Annotated in this window: 19 protein-coding genes; 3 read left to right on the forward strand and 16 right to left on the reverse strand. The window is 31.9% G+C overall.

The genetic code is table 11. The features are described from left to right. Positions 1-67: 67 nt before the first annotated feature. The 6 genes from gap to K8Z87_RS05160 are packed head-to-tail and all read right to left on the reverse strand — an operon-like array spanning position 68 to position 5,114. Positions 68-1,084, reverse strand: coding sequence for a type I glyceraldehyde-3-phosphate dehydrogenase (gap, locus tag K8Z87_RS05135; RefSeq protein ID WP_227476417.1), 1,017 nt, complete (start codon positions 1,082-1,084; stop codon positions 68-70). Then, positions 1,084-1,959, reverse strand: coding sequence for a lipoyl synthase (gene lipA, locus K8Z87_RS05140; protein ID WP_227476418.1), 876 nt, complete (start codon positions 1,957-1,959; stop codon positions 1,084-1,086). The genes gap and lipA overlap by 1 nt, the downstream gene beginning before the upstream one ends. Before the next feature lie 52 nt (positions 1,960-2,011). Continuing rightward, on the reverse strand, positions 2,012-3,256 hold the full coding sequence (locus K8Z87_RS05145; protein ID WP_227476419.1) for an NRAMP family divalent metal transporter: 1,245 nt from the start codon (positions 3,254-3,256) through the stop codon (positions 2,012-2,014). Further along, complete coding sequence (locus K8Z87_RS05150; RefSeq protein WP_227476420.1) at positions 3,240-3,803, reverse strand: RNA polymerase sigma factor; 564 nt, start codon at positions 3,801-3,803, stop codon at positions 3,240-3,242. The genes K8Z87_RS05145 and K8Z87_RS05150 overlap by 17 nt, the downstream gene beginning before the upstream one ends. Then, positions 3,794-4,903 (reverse strand): glycosyltransferase, encoded by a 1,110-nt coding sequence (locus tag K8Z87_RS05155; protein ID WP_227476421.1) that lies wholly within the window; start codon positions 4,901-4,903, stop codon positions 3,794-3,796. Before K8Z87_RS05155 ends, K8Z87_RS05150 begins: the two co-directional genes overlap by 10 nt. Positions 4,904-4,910: 7 nt before the next feature. Further along, on the reverse strand, positions 4,911-5,114 hold the full coding sequence (locus K8Z87_RS05160; RefSeq protein WP_227476422.1) for a membrane or secreted protein: 204 nt from the start codon (positions 5,112-5,114) through the stop codon (positions 4,911-4,913). A 135-nt stretch (positions 5,115-5,249) separates the two neighbouring features. Here K8Z87_RS05160 and aqpZ point away from each other — a divergent pair, with 135 nt between their 5' ends. Further along, a complete protein-coding gene (aqpZ, locus tag K8Z87_RS05165; RefSeq protein ID WP_227476423.1) occupies positions 5,250-5,936 on the forward strand; it encodes an aquaporin Z in 687 nt (228 codons plus the stop codon). Positions 5,937-5,995: 59 nt separating this feature from the next. Here aqpZ and K8Z87_RS05170 read toward each other — a convergent pair whose 3' ends face one another. The 4 genes from K8Z87_RS05170 to K8Z87_RS05185 are packed head-to-tail and all read right to left on the reverse strand — an operon-like array spanning position 5,996 to position 9,584. Further along, positions 5,996-6,781 (reverse strand): RNA polymerase subunit sigma-70, encoded by a 786-nt coding sequence (locus tag K8Z87_RS05170; RefSeq protein WP_227476424.1) that lies wholly within the window; start codon positions 6,779-6,781, stop codon positions 5,996-5,998. An 11-nt stretch (positions 6,782-6,792) separates the two neighbouring features. Then, positions 6,793-7,323 (reverse strand): RNA polymerase sigma factor, encoded by a 531-nt coding sequence (locus tag K8Z87_RS05175; RefSeq protein WP_227476425.1) that lies wholly within the window; start codon positions 7,321-7,323, stop codon positions 6,793-6,795. Positions 7,324-7,380: 57 nt separating this feature from the next. Further along, complete coding sequence (gene murB / locus K8Z87_RS05180; RefSeq protein WP_227476426.1) at positions 7,381-8,394, reverse strand: UDP-N-acetylmuramate dehydrogenase; 1,014 nt, start codon at positions 8,392-8,394, stop codon at positions 7,381-7,383. Further along, positions 8,394-9,584 (reverse strand): pyridoxal phosphate-dependent aminotransferase, encoded by a 1,191-nt coding sequence (locus tag K8Z87_RS05185; protein WP_227476427.1) that lies wholly within the window; start codon positions 9,582-9,584, stop codon positions 8,394-8,396. Before K8Z87_RS05185 ends, murB begins: the two co-directional genes overlap by 1 nt. Before the next feature lie 113 nt (positions 9,585-9,697). Between K8Z87_RS05185 and K8Z87_RS05190 the strand changes: the two genes are divergently transcribed. Further along, a complete protein-coding gene (locus tag K8Z87_RS05190) occupies positions 9,698-11,080 on the forward strand; it encodes an aspartyl protease family protein (RefSeq protein WP_227476428.1) in 1,383 nt (460 codons plus the stop codon). An 8-nt stretch (positions 11,081-11,088) separates the two neighbouring features. Here K8Z87_RS05190 and K8Z87_RS05195 read toward each other — a convergent pair whose 3' ends face one another. Continuing rightward, a complete protein-coding gene (locus tag K8Z87_RS05195; protein WP_227476429.1) occupies positions 11,089-11,514 on the reverse strand; it encodes a DUF1573 domain-containing protein in 426 nt (141 codons plus the stop codon). 186 nt (positions 11,515-11,700) lie between these two features. Between K8Z87_RS05195 and K8Z87_RS05200 the strand changes: the two genes are divergently transcribed. Then, on the forward strand, positions 11,701-14,337 hold the full coding sequence (locus K8Z87_RS05200) for a valine--tRNA ligase (RefSeq protein WP_227476430.1): 2,637 nt from the start codon (positions 11,701-11,703) through the stop codon (positions 14,335-14,337). 52 nt (positions 14,338-14,389) lie between these two features. On the opposite strand, the gene rodA is transcribed toward K8Z87_RS05200, so the two are convergent. The 5 genes from rodA to K8Z87_RS05225 are packed head-to-tail and all read right to left on the reverse strand — an operon-like array spanning position 14,390 to position 19,947. Further along, positions 14,390-15,670, reverse strand: a complete 1,281-nt coding sequence (gene rodA / locus K8Z87_RS05205; RefSeq protein WP_227476431.1) for a rod shape-determining protein RodA — start codon at positions 15,668-15,670, stop codon at positions 14,390-14,392. A 2-nt stretch (positions 15,671-15,672) separates the two neighbouring features. Beyond that, positions 15,673-17,595 (reverse strand): penicillin-binding protein 2, encoded by a 1,923-nt coding sequence (gene mrdA / locus K8Z87_RS05210; RefSeq protein WP_227476432.1) that lies wholly within the window; start codon positions 17,593-17,595, stop codon positions 15,673-15,675. Further along, entirely contained in the window at positions 17,592-18,095 is a 504-nt protein-coding gene (locus tag K8Z87_RS05215) for a rod shape-determining protein MreD (RefSeq protein ID WP_227476433.1), read from the reverse strand. The genes mrdA and K8Z87_RS05215 overlap by 4 nt, the downstream gene beginning before the upstream one ends. After that, positions 18,088-18,909, reverse strand: coding sequence for a rod shape-determining protein MreC (gene mreC / locus K8Z87_RS05220; protein ID WP_227476434.1), 822 nt, complete (start codon positions 18,907-18,909; stop codon positions 18,088-18,090). The genes K8Z87_RS05215 and mreC overlap by 8 nt, the downstream gene beginning before the upstream one ends. Before the next feature lie 9 nt (positions 18,910-18,918). After that, on the reverse strand, positions 18,919-19,947 hold the full coding sequence (locus K8Z87_RS05225; RefSeq protein ID WP_227476435.1) for a rod shape-determining protein: 1,029 nt from the start codon (positions 19,945-19,947) through the stop codon (positions 18,919-18,921). Positions 19,948-19,970 lie beyond the last annotated feature (23 nt).

Raw genomic sequence — 19,970 nt, forward strand, 5'->3', positions numbered from 1 at the left:
ATTAAAAAAACAAATATGTAGTTTCTGATTTGGGACATTTCAGTATACTTAATAAGAACAAATATAACTATTTATCCGACAAAAGCACATTTTTCTTCGATAAATTGCAAATTAAATCAATAATTCTACTGCTGTAACCTGTTTCATTATCGTACCAACCGATGATTTTCACCATATTTCCTATAACAGAAGTCATTTGCGCATCGAAGATGCAAGAATTTGTATTTCCGACAATATCAATAGAAACTATAGGGTCTTCAGTATATTCTAAAATTCCTTTTAATTCATTAGTAGCAGCGTTTTTAAACACAGCATTTATGGCAGTTATATCAGCGTTTTTTTGAATATTAAAAGTAATATCAGTTAAAGATCCATTAGCAACAGGAACTCTTATGCCGCAACCTCCAATAACATTAGATAATTCAGGAAATATTTTTGTCAATGCTTTAGCAGCACCTGTTGTAGTAGGAACAATGGATTGTCCTGCAGCTCTAGCTCGTCTTAAATCTCTGTGAGGTTGATCGTGTAAACTTTGATCTGTTGTGTATGAATGTACAGTGGTAATATAAGCTTGTTTTACCGTAAAGTGTTTATGCATTAAAGCAATCATTGGTGCTGCATTATTTGTAGTACAAGACGCATTAGAAATGATGGTTTCATCACCATCTAAAATAGATTCATTTATGCCTAAGACTATAGTTTTTATACTGTCATCTGCAGGCGGTACAGCTAAAATAACACGTTTAGCTCCATTTTTAATATGATAGTTAAGTTGTTGACTTGTTTTAAATTTCCCAGTAGACTCTATAACATAATCGGGTTGAAAGTCAGTCCAATTAATCTGCTTTATATCTTTTTGATTTATTAGAGGAATAACTTCGTCTTCAATACTAATACCTTCTTCATTATAACCAACAGATTGGTTTAAAACCCCATGAATGCTATCGTACTTTAATAAATGACTCAATGTATGCGCATCAGCTAAATCATTAATAGCAACAATTTTAATTAAAGGATTGTTAAGCGCTAAACGAAAAACACGTCGTCCAATTCTACCAAAACCATTGATAGCTACTTTAATCATTAGTTAATATGTTTTTGCGCCTTATAAGATGAGCGTACAAGTGCACTACTTTCTACATGTCTAAATCCTAAATCAAGACCAATAGATTTGTATTCTTCAAATTGATCTGGTGTAATAAATTGTTTTACAGGGAGATGTTTTTTACTAGGCTGAAGATACTGACCAATGGTTACTACATCCACATCATTAGCTTTTAAATCGTGGAGTGTTTCTATGACTTCTTCTCGTGTTTCACCAAGACCTAACATAATACCAGATTTAGTTCGTCGTTGTCCTTGTTGCTTTAAATATTTTAAGACTCCCATACTGCGATCGTATTTTGCTTGTATGCGTACTTCTCTAGTAAGTCTTCTAACAGTTTCTATGTTATGAGAAACCACTTCTGGGGCAACATCAATGATACGATTGATATGGTGTTCTATTCCTTGAAAATCAGGGATTAAAGTTTCAAGTGTAGTCTCAGGATTCATTCGGCGAACAGCTTTTACAGTTTCTGCCCACATAATACTTCCCATATCTTTTAAGTCATCACGGTCCACACTGGTTAAAACCGCGTGTTTAATTTGCATAATTTTTATAGAGCGTGCTACTTTTTCAGGTTCGTCCCAATCTACGGTTTCTGGTCGTCCTGTTTTTACACCACAAAAACCACAAGAACGCGTACAGATATTTCCCAAAATCATAAATGTAGCTGTGCCTTCTCCCCAACATTCTCCCATATTAGGGCAACTTCCAGAGGTACAAATCGTATTAAGATTATACTTGTCTACTAGGCCTCTAAGTTCAGTGTATTTTTTACCTGTAGGTAGTTTTACACGTAACCATTTTGGCTTAGGTTGGCGTTCTTTTGAAGGTGTTGTAATATCAGTATGCATTAAAATCTTAAATAAGAAAACAAAGATACAAAGTATTACGTTAAAAAAATCTTTATAGTGTGGTAAGATACCAAATACTAAAGCTGGTTAAGAATATAATGCCAGCCCAACTTAATAGATGAAGCCAACGTTGAGGTTTAGCATTTTGAGGCATATGTTTACTTCTAATAAGCCAATAATTAATGATGGCGTAAAATGGGGCTGTTATAAAAGATAATATGGTTGCTATTTTTACTAATAATCCCATTTCTGAAGCAAAAGCAAAAAAGATGATGATAGTCCCAATAGCTAAAATTGAAGCCCAAAATAAAAATCCTTTAGAAAATTCTTTTTTAAATAATAATTGAGAAGAACGATGCATTGTTCTTGGTGACGCATCTAAGGTCGTTAACGTAGTGCTAAACATGGTGGTGAATGCTGCAATACCAATAATAATATATGCCCAATTCCCTAAACTAGATGTATACATTTGAATCAGTTGATTAGAAAAAGAAGCACCAGAATTACTGAAGGTTTCACCACTACCATACATTATTAAATAGCCTAAAAAAACAAAACAAACCCCTAATACTATAGTGCTTATGTACCCAATATTAAAATCGAAAAGTGCAGTTTTAGTATTGAATGATTTTGTGTCTTTCTTTTTTTCTACTGTCCATAAAGATTGAGCAACAGCAATATCTAAAGGCGCTGGCATCCAGCCCATAAAAGCGGCTAAAAAGCCTATTTCAATAGTGCCTTTAGGGAATACTTGTGTAAAATTAAGAGGCTCAGTAGTATTTGTTAGCGCTACAATTACTGCTCCTATTGTACTAATACTTAACGTGATAATGATTACTTTCATTAGGACGTCTAATAACTTGTATTTTCCTCTTAGCACAATAGCTAAGCATATTATAGTTATTATAACAGTCCAAATTTGAATACTAGAAATAGTTGTACCTCCAATTACTATTGGGGAAAAATCCCCAAAAAGTGTTGTAGCTAAGCCTGCAGTAACAATAGTAACTGCAGTTTGTATAGTAAATATTGTAGCAAATGATAAAATGTAGTAAATGATGAGAATTGGGGTGCCTAATTTCTTATATCCATCTAATAAACTTTCACCAGTAGCTGAAGCATAACGCGCGCCGTACTGAAAAAAAGGATATTTAAATAAAGTAGCAAGTAGTAATGCCCATAATAAACCTAGACCAAAATCTGCGCCAGCTCTAGTAGATTGCACTAAATGTGATACACCAATAGCAGCACCAGCGAATAAAAGTCCTGGGCCAAGTTTTTTAAGTGTTGTAATCATCTGTTTTTATTATAATGTCTGCGAGAAGTTTTTTGGCTCTTAATAATTTTACTTTTACATTATTGATAGGCTCATTGAGTTGTTTAGAAATATCTTTATAACTCAATTCTTGAAAGTATCTTAAGTTAATAACCTCTTGATAATGTGGTTTTAATTGTTTTATGTCTCGTAAAAGTTTTGCTAAATTTTGTTCTGTAATAATTTTATCTTCGGGTGTTGGAGATTCGTCAACAATATTATAAACGTCATCATTGCTATTATCTTGAATCTTGCTATTAATTGAAGATTTATGTTTTCTGATTAAATCTACATGAAGGTTTTTTGAAATGGTAATCAACCAAGTCTTAAAGTTATATTTACTATCATAAGTTTCAATTTTATCAAAAGCTTTAGAAAATGTCTGTATACAAATATCTTCAGCATCATTTTCATTTTCAGTACGTTTTAATTGAAAACCATATACACTATTCCAGAATTTATCTAACAGAAAATTAAATGCAATCTGATTGTTTTGCTTAGCAAGTTTAATAGCCTCTTTTACTTCCAATGATTTGGTTTTGAAATAAGATTAGCAATAAAGATAGATAATTGCATGCTAATTAAAAAGAGTTCAAAAATTGGCGCAAGAAATAAAAGATCTAAGGCATCTAGTTTTTTAGCAGCGTAACCAAAGTTAATTAACTGTATCACAAACCTAAACAAAATTAAAGCTAAGACAATTTGCCATTGAAAATTTAGGATTAACAAAGTAATTGCTAAGCCCCAAAAACATATTTGACTAATATAAAAAAGGCCTAAAATTAATTTATGACTTTTTTTATAGTACTTAGAAGTACTCACATGCCTTCTTTTTTGAATAAACCAATTTTTAAAACTGGTTTTAGGCTCAGAAACGGTAAAACTATCTTTAGAAAAACAAATAGCTGTATTTTTATTTGAAGCGATTTCGTTTACGAATAAATCATCATCTCCAGATTTAATGCTCATATGATTCATAAACCCTGAATTGTTAAAAAACAATTCTTTTCTGTAGGCTAAGTTTCTGCCAACACCCATATAAGGCATTCCTAGTTTTGCATAGGCAAAATATTGAATGGCGGTTAATACGGTTTCAAACCGTATTAGTTTGTTTAAAAAAGAGTGTTTGGTTTTTTTATAAGCGCCATAACCTAAAATCAATGATTTTGAATTTGAAAAATGCGAACTCATTTTTGAAATCCAATATTCAGAAACAGGTTTACAGTCGGCATCTGTAAATAAAAGGAAGTCATTTTTTGCAGCTTTAATACCTAAGGTTAAAGCGTATTTTTTGTTTCCCCAAAATTGTTCAATAGTTTCTACATCTACAATCTGAATATTATCATTTTGTGCTTTAAAACTTTTCATCACCTCTAAAGTATCATCCCAAGAAGCATCATTAACTAAAACGATTTCAAAATTTGAATACTCTTGGTTTATAATAAGAGGTAAATTCTCTTTTAAATTTTCAGCTTCATTTTTAGCGCAAACAATAACAGAGATCGGAACGTTTTTAAGTTTGCCAGACTCTGGTTTTGATAAGGAAAAATAATTTAAAAAAAGAAAGTAATAAATAGATTGAATTACGGTAATAGCAATAAAACTATAGAAAAGAACCGTAATAATCATTTAAAATCTATGAGTGTTGAGGTTCAGAACAACTATCAAACTGATCTGGTAGCTTACCGCAAAACCCACAGGCTTCACCGTCTTTGTTTAACATAGGATTTTGGCTTGCACAAGTACCAGCAAACTTACCATCTTTTTTTGCCCAAATTTTTATTGCTATTCCAGCGAAAGCAATTGCTAATAAACCTAATGTTATAAAGAAGAGTTTCATCTTAAAGCTAATAATTTTAAATAAATTTAATACAAAGATAGTGCTTTTTACTTATTTAATATTGAACGTAATGTGACTTTTAACAGCATTTAAGAGTCTTAATATATAGAATATTAACTAATAACTGATTTATATATGAAAAAATTATTTGCAGAGTTTTTTGGAACATTTTGGCTGGTTTTTGGAGGTTGCGGGAGTGCAATTTTCGCAGCAGGATATCCAGACTTGGGTATTGGATTTGTAGGTGTATCCTTGGCTTTTGGTTTAACAGTGCTGACCATGGCTTATGCTGTAGGTCATATTTCCGGAGGTCATTTTAATCCAGCAGTATCATTAGGATTGTGGGCTGGAGGCAAATTTGAAGCGAAGTCTTTACTTGGATATATTACGGCGCAGCTTATAGGAGCTATTGTAGCAGCAGGATCTTTATATCTTATAGTTAGCGGAAAATCTGATTTTACTGATATAGGTGGTTTTGCAGCCAATGGCTATGATGCATTGTCACCAGATGGCTTTAGCATGCAATCTGCACTTATAGCAGAGTTTCTACTAACGCTTTTTTTCTTATTAATTATTTTAGGAAGCACAAATGCTAGAGCACCAAAAGGGTTTGCGCCTATAGCTATAGGTTTAGGGTTGACACTGATTCATTTAATCAGCATCCCTATTACAAATACTTCGGTTAATCCTGCACGTTCAACAAGTCAAGCTTTATTTGCAGGCGGAGATTATACAGGGCAATTGTGGTTGTTTTGGGTAGCTCCAATTGCAGGAGCTATTGTAGCGGGGTTAATACACAAAGTATTTTTTGATAAAGAATAACGATTGTTACTAAAAAAGCCACCTATAGGTGGCTTTTTTAATTAACTTTTTATGATATATTAATTATCTCCTTTTAAAGAAATTTCAGCAACTTCTTTATCTTCGAGTGAAGACTCACCGTTTTTATTAGCAATAGTAATACTAAGTGCTAAAGCATCTTCTAGATAAGGTATAGACCTTAATCGACGTTCAGAATCATCTAAATATCCTAAACTTACCATTTTATCTTCAAACTCAGCTCTTATTTGGTAATATTGTTCTTCAGGTAGTTTTGGTAAAGAAATGACATCAATCATTGATGTTTTGTCAATAGGGTTAATGTAAGCTACTGTTTTTAAATCTTTAGCGCGCTCATTACCATTAAGTACATACTTTTGAGTATCAGGGTTGTTTAATTTGTTAAGCTCAGAAGACAGCTTGCTTAGTTGCGAATTGTTTTGATCTATATCACTTCTTAAATCATAAATTTCTTCAATAACGACTTGATTTTCAGAATTTAAATCTTGATTTTTTAGATATAAATATAAGCTCGACCCTGCAAATAGAAATGCAGTTATGGTTGCGGCAATACTATACCAAGATGTTTTATGCTGAGGTATAACTATAACCTTAGGGTCTTTCTTTGTAGCCTCTAAAACATTGTTTAAAACTCCTAAAGGTGCTTCAACTGCGTTAGTTTTAGCAACAATTTCTAGGTTTGTTTGTAATTTGTTGTAAGCATCTGATACTTCTTTGTAAGATTCTATATAATGCTCTACTTCCAAATTTTCTGCAATAGAAGTATCTCCGACTAGATATTTTTCTAGTAAACCAGATTGTAAAAAAGTATGTAGTTTTTCTTCCATAAACTAATAATTTATACGTCGTAAACTTTTTTTAATTCCCTTAAACCAATCTTTAATCTCGATTTTACTGTACCTAAAGGAATTTCAAGTTCATCACTTGCTTCTTGCTGTGTCATGCCTTGAAAGAAAAGTGCATTTAATACAATTTGATACTTTTCTTCAAGACGTCCAACATGTTCCTTAATATCCATAACCTCTTGGTTAAAGTTTATTGAAGGGAGTATATATACGTTAGATTTATCGATTTGGACTTCTTTATGAAATCGATTATTAAAACTCCTAAGTTTATCAATGGCAGTGTTACGGGCAATTCTATAGAGCCAAGTAAATAATTTAGCTTTTGTTGCATCATATTTTTTTGCATTTTTCCAAACTTTTATAAATGTCTCTTGCAATGCGTCTTCAGCAACTTCCTCATTTTGGGTTACCTTTAAAATAACACCATATAAACTAGCTGAGTAATTTTCATACAATAAGTTTAACGCATATTTATCTTCGCGTTGTAGTAGTTGAATAATACGTTGTTCAGTATTTAAACTCAAAGTTTTAGTGTTAATTTAGTTGATGTAATTAAGAGTTATAAAGTGTTAAAATACAAATTAAATAATGTTTACTTCTGTCTCAATATTTATTTTAAATAGACGTAACACTGTTTTTTGTATGAGTTGAGCAAGTTTAAAAATGTCTTCTCCAGCTGCATTGCCATAATTAACGAGTACAAGTGCTTGTTTATTATGGACACCATAATCTCCAAAGCGTTTGCCTTTAAAACCTGCAGTTTCTATAAGCCAACCAGCAGGAATTTTAATTTCTGATTCTGAAACCACATAATGTGGAATTTTTGGAAAATCCTTTTGAAGATTTAAGAATTGAGGCTTTGAAATGATTGGATTTTTAAAAAAACTCCCACTATTACCAATATCTTTAGGGTTAGGTAATTTACTTTCTCGGATTGCGATTACAGCTTTAGAAACATCTTGAATAGTAGGGTTTTCTATCTGTAAGATTTCTAATTCAGTTTTAATAGCTCCATAACCTGTTTTTAGATTGTGGTTATGTTTTGTTAGTTTTAAGCAGACACTAGTAATGATATATTGTTCTTTTAACGACTGTTTAAAAACAGACTCTCTATAACCAAATTGGCAATCGTTATTAGAAAATATTCTTATAGATTGATTGTCTATTTTTATAGCTTCGCAGCTTTCAAAAACATCTTTAATTTCAACACCATAAGCTCCAATATTTTGCATGGGAGCTGTACCAATATTACCTGGAATTAATGATAAATTTTCAATACCTCCATAATTTCGTTCTAAACACCACTGTACAAAATTATGCCAATTTTCTCCAGCTTGTGCTTCAATAATGACATGTGTTTCGGTCTCACTTTTAATACGAATGCCTTTTAGATTAATATGAAGCACAAGTGCATCAATATCTTTAGTAATTAACAGATTACTGCCGCCACCTAGAACTAATAATTTTTTAGAATGATACAGCTTTAAAGCTTTTTTAAGTTCATCTATATGATTAATGTTAAGATATTGCTTTGCATTGGCATTAATGCCAAATGTATTGTAATTCTCTAAAGAAATATCTTTTTGAATAATCATTAATTGTTATAGACTTTTAAAGCTTCTCGTATAATTGTTACTGCTTTTTTTAAGCTTTCTTCTTTAAGTACGTATGCAATTCTAATTTGGTTTAAACCCATGTTTGGCGATGAGTAAAAGCCTGCAGCAGGAGCAACCATAACAGTCTCATTTTCATAGCTGAAGCTTTCTAATAGCCATTGTGCAAAATCATCAGAATTTTTTACTGGTAATTCTGCTATGCAGTAAAAAGCACCATTGGGCTTAGCTACTTTTACACCTTCAATTTTTTCGAGTTCAGAAATTAATGTATTTCGTCGATCTACGTATTCTTCAATAACTTCTGTAAAATAAGATTGAGGTGTGTCTAAAGCCGCTTCGCTTGCAATTTGAGCTAAAGTAGGTGGGCTTAATCTGGCTTGAGCAAACTTTAATGCTGTGCTAACTATAGCAGTGTTTTTGGATACTAAATAACCTATACGTGCGCCACACATACTATAACGTTTAGATACAGAGTCTATAACAATAGCATAATCTTCTAATCCAGGTTCTTCAAGAATTGAATAATGTGAAATTCCATCGTAAGCAAATTCTCGATATACTTCATCAGCAATTAAAAACAAATCGTGTTTTTTTACTAATGCAGCGAGTTTTTTTATTTCTTCTTTAGAATATAAATATCCTGTTGGATTTCCAGGATTACATATAAGGATAGCTTTAGTTTTTGGTGTTATTAGTTTTTCAAAATCTTCTATTGGAGGTAGCGCAAAGTTGTTTTCGATTTTAGAAATTACAGGCACTACATTGACACCAGATGCTATTGAAAATCCATTATAATTTGCATAAAAAGGTTCAGGAATTATAACTTCATCGCCAGAATCCATAATACTACCAAAAGCAAATAAAAGAGCTTCGCTTCCTCCTGTAGTGACTATAATGTCATTATGCTTTATTTGAATGTTATTTTTACTGTAATAATTAGCGATTTTTTTACGGTAGGTTTCTGAGCCTTCGGATCTTGAATAAGCTAATATATCTATGGTAGAATTTTTAATAGCATTAAGAGCAACTTCTGGTGTTTTTATGTCTGGCTGTCCTATATTGAGATAATAAACATTTTTTCCTTCCTTAACAGCTTTTTCAGCATAAGGAACCAATTTTCTAATTGGGGATTGAGGCATTTTATGGCCTTTATTTGAAATAGATGGCATAATTCTTTGTTTAAAGTGCTAAGTTCTGAAAAAACTTAAAGTTTATTTAAAAAAATGCCTTAAAATTATTTACTTTAATAAAGATTTGTATTTTTAATATAAAGTGGATTTTAATGACGAATGGTTTAAGATATATTACTTTATTTATAGCTGTCTTTTTTAGTGCAAACACATTTGGGCAAGGTGCTTTTAATTTGTCTAAAGAGAAAAGCTCCAAAATTAAATTTAAACTTGTTAATAATATAATAGTTATACCTGTAGAACTTAATGGAGCCGAATTATCATTTGTTTTAGATACAGGTGTAAGCAAGCCTATACTTTTTAATTTAGTAAATTCTGATTCTTTGCAAATTAAAAATACTGAGACTGTATACTTAAGAGGTTTAGGAGGAGGTGGATCAATTAGAGGTTTAAGGTCAAGACGTAACATTTTAAAAATAGGAGAAGCTATTTGTGTTAATCAAGATGTTTCAGTAGTTTTTGATGCTTCTATAAATTTTACTCCAAGATTAGGTATACCAGTACATGGTATTATAGGTTATGATGTGTTTAAAGATTTTGTAGTAGAGATTAATTATAGTTCTAAATATATAAGATTATATAAACCAGAAACATTTAAATATAAAACATCTTCTAAATGGGAAACGATCCCTATTAGTTTATACAATAGAAAGCCTTATTTAAATGCTGAAGTAGAGATTGAATCAGAGATTAAGCATGTTAAACTTCTTATTGATTCTGGAGGAAGTGATGCATTATGGTTATTTGAAGATGAAAATTTAGGGATAATGCCACCAGGAGAGCTTTATTTCGATGATTTTTTAGGAAAAGGTTTAAGTGGTTCTGTTTATGGAAAACGATCTAAGGCGAATAGATTTAAATTAAATTCTTTTAATATAGATAATGTTAATGTGGCCTTTCCGGACTCACTGTCTTTAAGTACAGCACGGAATTATAAAGATAGAAATGGAAGTATTTCAGGATATTTATTAAAGCGTTTTAATATTTATATGGACTATGCGGGAAAGAAAATGCAGCTTAAGAAAAACACAAATTTTAAAGAACCATTTTATTATAATAATAGCGGTATTACTCTAGAACAAAGAGGTACTAGAATTGTAAAAGAACAAGATAGAAAAAATAGTTTTGATATCTACAGGAGTCAAAATAACGATGGGGCGCTAGGTGTAGATTTTGCTTTAAGCTATATATATACTTTAAAACCAGCTTTTCAGGTTGTAGAATTGCGTGAGTCATCAAATGCTAAAGCAGCTGGTGTAAAATTAGGGGATATTATTGTATCTATAAATAATAAGAAGACGAGCCAAATGTCCCTACAAGAAGTAAATGCTGTATTTCATGACAAAGAGGGTAAAACCATTAGAATACGGGTAGAGCGAGATGAAGAAGAAATATATATTCAATTTAAGCTAGATAATGTATTCAAAAAAAAGAGCCTTCCTAAAGAAGACTCTGTTGTAATATCAAAAAGTTAATTTTGTTATTATTGTTCTACTGAACTTTTCTTTTTCTTTTCTAAAACACTAGATTTCGCAGGGTCAACTACTAAGCCTTTTATTTTTAGTGCTACAGTTGGAGTCTCGGCATTAGAAATTACAGTAATTGTTTTTCTAATAGGATTCACTCTATTTGTATCATATTTCACTTCAATTTCTCCCGTTTCACCAGGCATTATAGGGCCTTTAGGTTTTTTTGGCACGGTGCAACCACATGTAGATTTTACGTTAGAAATTATTAAAGGAGCATCACCAGTATTAGTAAATTCAAATACACGCACGCCATCGGCACCTTTTTCAATAGTACCATAATCTATAACATCAGTTTTAAATTCAATTTTTGCGACCTTCTTTTGGGCAAAACTTCCCAAACTTATCATACCCACTAATAAAATTGTAATTAAATTTTTCATCACTCTAGTTTTTAAAGTTATAATCAAAGCTACTCACTTTTTAAGTTTTGGCAAAATTAATTAGATGTAATGTAATTTATTTAACATGAAATAAGTATTTAATAATACATTATCTAATTAATAATTCCTCAAAAAAAGAAATATAAGTATTTTTGCGAGTTATAGATCAAAAACGATACCAAACACATGGAAATACCTTTAAAATATAACGCTTCTGCTGTAGAAAACAAGTGGTATGAGTATTGGATGAAAAATAATTATTTTCATTCTATACCAGATGATAGAGAGCCTTATACAATAGTAATTCCACCTCCAAATGTAACTGGCGTATTACATATGGGGCATATGCTTAATAATACCATTCAAGATGTATTGATTCGTCATGCACGTTTAAAAGGAAAGAATGCCTGTTGGGTTCCCGGTACTGATCATGCATCTATTGCCACTGAAGCTAAAGTTGTTGCTAAATTAAAAGAACAAGGTATTGATAAAAATGATTTAACACGTGATGAATTTTTAAAACATGCTTGGGATTGGACTAACGAGTATGGCGGTGTTATTTTAGAACAATTAAAAAAGTTAGGTTGTTCTTGTGACTGGAATCGTACCAAGTTTACAATGGACGACGATATGTCTGAAGCTGTAATTAAAGTTTTTGTAGACTTATATAATAAAGGGTTGATTTACCGTGGATATCGTATGGTGAATTGGGATCCTGAGGCAAAAACAACATTGTCTGATGAAGAGGTGAATCACGAAGAACGCCAAGGCTTATTATATTACCTAAATTATAAATTAGAAGGTAGTGATGAAACTTTAACAATAGCAACAACACGCCCAGAAACCATTTTTGGGGATACGGCAATATGTATAAACCCTAATGACGAACGCTTTGCACATTTAAGAGGTAAAAAAGCGATTGTGCCTATTTGTAATCGTGTAATTCCTATTATTGAAGATGACTATGTAGATATTGAATTTGGTACAGGTTGCTTAAAGGTAACTCCGGCTCATGATGAGAATGATAAGATTTTAGGAGATAAACATCAGCTTGAAGTTGTAGATATTTTTAACGAGGATGCATCGCTAAACAGTTATGGTTTACAATTTGAAGGACAAGATCGTTTTGTGGCTAGAAAAGCTGTAGCTAAATTATTAGAAGAGACAGGAGTTTTAGCCAAAACGGAGACGCATATTAATAAGGTTGGTACTTCTGAACGTACAAAAGCAGTAATAGAACCACGTTTAAGTGATCAGTGGTTTTTAAAGATGGAAGAACTTGTAAAACCAGCTATTGAAGCTGTTTTAGGAGAAGATCCAGATATTAAATTATTTCCAAAAAAGTTTGAAAACACCTACCGCCATTGGATGGAGAATATTAGAGATTGGAATATATCTCGTCAATTACTTTGGGGGCAACAGATTCCAGCGTATTACTATGGTAACGGAAAAGAAGATTTTGTAGTAGCAGAAACTATAGATGATGCTATAGAATTAGCGAGAAAGAAAACTGTTAATTCACAATTGACAATTAATGATTTACGCCAAGATACTGATGCATTAGATACTTGGTTTTCATCTTGGTTATGGCCAATGAGTGTTTTTGATGGTATTAGAAATCCTGAAAATGAAGAAATCAATTATTATTACCCAACAAACGATTTAGTTACTGGACCTGATATTTTGTTTTTCTGGGTAGCTCGTATGATTATTTCTGGTTATGAGTATAAAGGAGAAAAACCTTTTAAAAATGTTTACCTCACTGGCTTAGTGAGAGACAAACAGCGTCGAAAAATGTCAAAATCTTTAGGAAATTCTCCTGATGCTTTAAAATTAATAGAAGAATATAGTGCAGATGGAGTTAGAGTAGGCTTACTTTTAAGTAGTGCTGCTGGTAATGATTTAATGTTTGATGAAGCATTGTGTCAACAAGGAAGAGGTTTTGGTAATAAAATATGGAACGCTTATCGCTTAATTGATGGCTGGAAGATTGATAATACAATTTCGCAACCAGAGTCAAGTAAAATAGCAATTGCATGGTACGAATCTAAATTTCAAAAAGTATTATTAGAAATAGAAGATCATTTTAGTAAATACAGATTAAGTGATGCTTTAATGGCAATCTATAAGTTAATATATGACGATTTCTGTGGATGGATGTTAGAAATGGTAAAACCAGCGTATCAACAACCAATTGATGCTAAAACATTAAAAAAGGTAATTTCTATTTTTGAAGAGAATTTGAAAATCGTTCATCCATTTATGCCTTTTATAACTGAAGACTTATGGCATTATATATCGGAACGAACACCAGAAGAGGCTTTAATAATATCCAAATGGCCAGAAGCGAAACCAATAAATGATACTCTGATTTCAGAATTTGATTTTGCTTCAGAAGTAATATCAGGGATCCGAAACATTCGTAAACAGAAAAACATTGCATTTAAAGATGCCATACATTTTTCAGTTATAAACAACGAGAATTTAAATACATCTTTTGATGCTGTTATTTCCAAATTAGGAAATTTAGAAACGTTAGAATATATCTCTGAACCTATTGAAGGTGCTCTAACTTTTAGAGTAAAGTCTAATGAATATTTTATTCCAATGGCAGGTGCTATAAATGTAGAGGAGGAGATTAAAAAAATAAATGAAGAATTAAAATATGCTGAAGGGTTTTTAAAATCAGTTCAAGGAAAGCTATCTAATGAACGTTTTGTTAATAATGCTCCAGAGCAAGTCGTTGCCTCTGAGCGAAAAAAAGAAGCAGATGCAGTGGCTAAAATAGAAACATTAAAAGCAAGTTTAGCGAGTTTACAATAACTCGTAATTATATATATAATTTAAAGCTGTTCTGAGAAGAATGGCTTTTTTTTTACCATTCATTAATCTTGTTAGAATCGAGTTTTACAAAAATAAATAGCAATATAGTAAAGCCCCATAACCCAGAGCCACCATAACTAAAAAACGGTAATGGAATACCAACCGTAGGTATAAGCCCCATTACCATACCTGTATTTATGGTGAAGTGTACAAATAATATAGAAGCTACAGCATAACCATATACGCGACTAAATTGTGTTTTTTGAGATTCCGCTAAATACAATATTCTTACAATAAGCATTACAAAAAGGATAACGACTATTGAAGTACCTAAAAAACCCCATTCTTCTCCAACGGTACTAAAAATGTAATCTGTATGCTGTTCTGGCACAAATTTGCCTGTAGTTCTAGTGCCTTCTAAGAAACCTTTACCTAAAGGACCTCCAGAACTTATCGCTTTTTCAGATTCATTAAGATTATAGAGAATAGTCTTTTTCATCTGTTCTAATTTAGCAGGGTCTTTTTCTAGACGGAGCCATAAACTTATTCTATTCTGTTGATGAGGTTTTAATATAGAAGTATAGAAGAATTTTACTCCAAAAGCAATTGCTATCCCAGCAACAATTACAATCAGTGATTTTAATATAGGAGGTTTTCGTTTTCGTAATGTAAAATTTGTAATTAAAGCAATAGTAATTAAAACGACACCAGTGACAACAATCCCGTATTTTAAAGCTAATACGGCTACTAAAATAAGTAGAATAGCAGAGATTAAATAGATATGTTGTAAACCTTCTCTATAAAAAACAAAGAAGAATGCAGCGTATACAATGGTACTTCCTGCATCGTTTTGTAATAAAATTAAAACTGCAGGTAATATTATAATGAGTAGTGTACGTAACTGGTCTTTAAAGGTTTTTATATCTGTTTGTAGATCGCTAATATATTTGGCTACAGCTAAAGCAGTAGCAAACTTAGCAAACTCACTAGGTTGAAGCGTCATTCCACCAATCCCATACCACGATGTGGCGCCGTTAACATTCTTTCCAGCAATAAATAATCCTACTAATGAAAGTAGTGATGCTAGATATATAATACTAGAAAAGCGTTCATAAAACTTAGCTTCAACAGACAAAATTGCTATGATGAGAACAATAGTGAGTATGATAAATACTCCTTGTTTTCCATAAGGCTGAGACATATCAAAATAACTAGTAATCTCGCCTTCATGCGAGGCAGATAATATATTTACCCAACCAAAAAAAACCAGTAATAAAAAAAGTAAAATGATAGCCCAATCAAATTTAAAACGTCTATGGTTTTCTCTTTGCATACTTAAGATTTAATAGGCGGCTCTATAGTTAATTTCACATCATCTTTATCAACAATTTGTAATGTGGTTTCTCTATTAATTTTAAAAGGTTCTCCAGAATGAGGTTTAGCATATTCGTTTTCTAGGCTGTGTGTTAGTATCCAATCTTCCATATCCGTTCTGCTAATTTCTCCTTTAATATGCTTCTCAATCATTAAACTTGCCATTCTTCCAGCAAAACGACTTCCAAAATATCCATTCTCAATAAATACAGCTATCGCAATTTTAGGATTGTCTTTCGGCGCAAATGCAACAAAAATAGAATGATCAGTTAATTGCGTTTTTACACTATCAACTATTGCAAAATTCTCAGCAGTACCAGTTTTACCACAAATTTCTATTCCAGGTATCTGTAAAGTTTCAGCAGTACCTTTGTTGTATACATCGAACATACCTTGTATTACGGGTTCAAAATGGCGTTTGTCGATGGTGGTTTCTTTGCGTGTAGTGTATTTGCTAGGAATAGTATCGTTTTGAATGTTTTTAATAATATGTGGTGTATAATAAAACCCTCGATTTCCGATAGCAGCAGCCATATTTGCTAATTGTATAGGTGTTGCTAAAACTTCACCTTGACCAATAGCATTAGAAATGGTAAATGTTGTATACCATTTATCCTTGCCATAATCTCTATTATATTTTTTTGAGTCAGGAACTTTTCCAGGTTGGCCAACAGATAGATCATTATTGAGATAATTACCTAGGCCAAAACTTTTAATGTGCTTACTCCATTTGTCCATACCAATTGAAGGCTTATCATATTTATCTATAATTCTACGATATACATTAGCAAAATAGGCGTTACAAGATTCGGCTATTCCTAAGTTCATATTTACAGGACTAGAATGCGCATGGCATCCCATTTTTCGATTTCCATAACGATAACCCATAGCACAACTAAAACGTTCTTGTGTGGTAACTACTCCTTCTTGGAGTGCTATTAACGCATTTAATGTTTTAAAAGGTGAGCCTGGTGGATACATAGCTTGGAGACTTCTGTCAAATAAAGGCTTTGCAATACTATCTCTATACAATTCCGTGAAATTTTTAGAGCGTTCTCTACCTACTAATAAATTAGGGTTATAACTAGGTCCAGATATCATAGCAAGTATTTCACCACTGCTAGGTTCTATAGCAATAATACCACCACGTTTATTTTTCATTAGCAATTCGCCATACTCTTGTAAGCTTGCATCAATAGTAATTGTAATGTCTTTACCTGGTTGTGATAAGGTGTCTAATGTTCCTTCTTTAAATGGACCAATATTTTTATTAAATCGATCTTTTTGTATAAACTTAATGCCTTTAACACCACGGAGTGTTTTTTCATACGTTTTTTCAACTCCTTGATTACCTATTAAATCACCAGACCTGTAATAAGAATTTTTATTTAAAGTAGATTGATTCACTTCTGCAATATCACCTAGAACGTTTGCACCAATTGAGGTTTGATACGAGCGTAACGATCTTTTTTGAATATAAAACCCATCGAATTTCCGCATTTTTTCTTGAAGCACCGCATAATCTTCTTTTGCCAAATGAGATACAAAAACTTGTGGTAAACGCGGAGAATATCTATAAGTTCTATTATATTTTTTAATAAAATCTTCTTTGGTGATTTTTAAAAGATTACAAAACTCTAAGGTATCTAGGGCTTCAACTTCTCTTGGGATTACCATAACATCATAAGATGGTTGGTTGGCAACAAGTAAAACACCATTTCTATCGTAGACATAACCACGTTTGGGATAATCGTAAACCTTACGGACAGCATTATCTTCTAAAACATTATAAGATTCAGTGTTATGGATTTGAAGATAGTAGAGTCGTGCTAAAAAAATTAAGCCGACACCAATAACTGTCATTAAAAGGAATAGTTTTCTCATTTACGTTTCCCGAATAAAATGATGAGTAATATGCTTAATATAATGGTAAAAATACTTGAAAATAACGTTTTTTCTAGTATTTGAAGTATTTGAGAAGTGTTAAAAATTTCTAATGAAAATAATACTAAATGATGAATAACGGTTGCTAATGAAACATAAGAAATAAGACTACCTAACTCTAAGTTACTAAACTTTATGGCTTGGTGTTCGTATAACATGCCAAATGAAAATTTTAATAGAACAGGTCTTGTATATGCTAATAAAACAGCAGCTGCTGCATGCACTCCTCCAGAATTTGAAAACATATCTACTAACATGCCTAGTATAAAAGCAACAAGTAAAAAAACAAGTCTGTTATTCGTAACAGGGAAAAGCAGAATAAAAATAATGTAGATGTATGGATTGATATATCCTAGAAAATTAATGTTATTACAAATAATTACCTGAGTTATGAGAAGTAATACAAAACGAAATATATTATTTGTTACAATATTATTCATCGTTGTTTTGCTCTAAGGTTTTAATTTCTTCAATATCTAAGTTTTCAATAATAAAAACATGCCCAATATTTGTCATGTCATTAAATAATTTAACTTCAATATTATAAGTATCTCCATTTGTGTTTTCCTCAAAAGATGCAATAGTGCCAATACCAATACCTTTAGGGAAAATAGAAGACTGACCCCCTGTAATTATTGTATCTCCAATAGCGATATTTGCAAATTTTGAGATGTCTTCTAATTGCACTATATAAGGTGATATGGTATTCCATCTTAAAGACCCTATTTGATTCGATGATTTTAATTGCGCATTAATAGCACTGTTTTCGTTTAAAATAGACAATACTGTAGAATAGCCATTAGAGGTATTATCTATAATACCAACAATACCTTTTGAAGTAATGACTCCAAAATCTTGTTTTATACTATCCCTTTTACCTTTGTTTAGAGTTAAATAGTTTTTAGGCCTAGAGTAACTATTGCTATAAACTTTAGCAGGTATACTTCTGAATTTTTGTTTTGAAAAACTAGAGTCAATCAGAATTGAATCCGTTTCATTTGAATAATTGAAAATTTGAGATCTCAATTTATTGTTTTCTTCTAATAGAAGTGCATTTTGAGATTTTAAACTAAAATATTGATCGATACCACTAAAAGCTCCGTAAACCCCGCCTGTAATACTATTTGCAGAGTTAATAAATTTACTGCGGTGATAAGAATGAGATTGTATGGTTAAACTTAATGCAATACCAAAGAGTAATAAAAACAATAAGAATGTTTTGTTTCTAATTACAAAATTGAAAATTTGTTGCATTATTTAATCCTATTTAATCAATACGCTTTTGAATTTAGGTAAATTTTTAAGCACAATACCAGTACCACGTACAACGGCCCTCAAAGGATCTTCAGCGATATAAACGGGCAAGTCGGTTTTTTGTGATAAACGCTTATCTAAACCTCTAAGCATAGATCCACCACCAGCTAAATAAATCCCAGTGTTATAGATGTCTGCTGCTAATTCTGGTGGAGTTTGGGATAGTGTTTCCATTACAGAATCTTCAATACGTAAAATAGATTTGTCTAATGCTTTTGCAATTTCACGATATGATATTTGTACCTGCTTAGGTTTTCCTGTAAGCAAATCACGACCTTGAACACTCATGTCTTCAGGCGGTAATTCTAAATCTTCTGTTGCAGCACCTATTTGAATTTTAATTTTTTCGGCTGTTCGATCACCAACATATAAATTATGTTGTGTACGCATGTAGTAAATAATATCGTTTGTAAATACATCGCCAGCAACTTTTACAGACTTGTCGCAAACAATACCTCCTAAGGCGATAACTGCAATCTCTGTAGTACCACCTCCAATATCAACAATCATATTTCCTTTTGGTTGCATAATATCTATACCAATACCAATAGCAGCAGCCATTGGTTCGTGTATTAAATAGACCTCTTTACCATTAACACGTTCACAAGATTCTTTTACAGCACGCATTTCAACTTCTGTAATTCCAGAAGGAATACAAACCACCATTCTAAGTGCGGGATTAAAGAATTTCTTTTTTAATGCAGGAATATTCTTAATGAAAAGGCTAATCATCTGCTCAGAAGCATCAAAATCTGCAATAACACCATCTTTTAATGGACGAATGGTTTTAATGTTTTCGTGTGTTTTTCCTTGCATCATGTTGGCCTCTTTACCAACAGCGATAATTTTTCCAGTGATTCTATCTCTGGCAACTATAGAAGGATTGTCCACAACAACCTTGTCGTTATGGATAATTAGGGTGTTAGCAGTTCCTAAATCTATTGCTATTTCTTCAGTTAGGAAATCAAAAAAGCCCATGTGCGATTATTAATTAATTGGGG

Origin of the sequence: Winogradskyella immobilis, assembly GCF_021887715.1 — a bacterium.
GTDB lineage: Bacteria > Bacteroidota > Bacteroidia > Flavobacteriales > Flavobacteriaceae > Winogradskyella > Winogradskyella immobilis.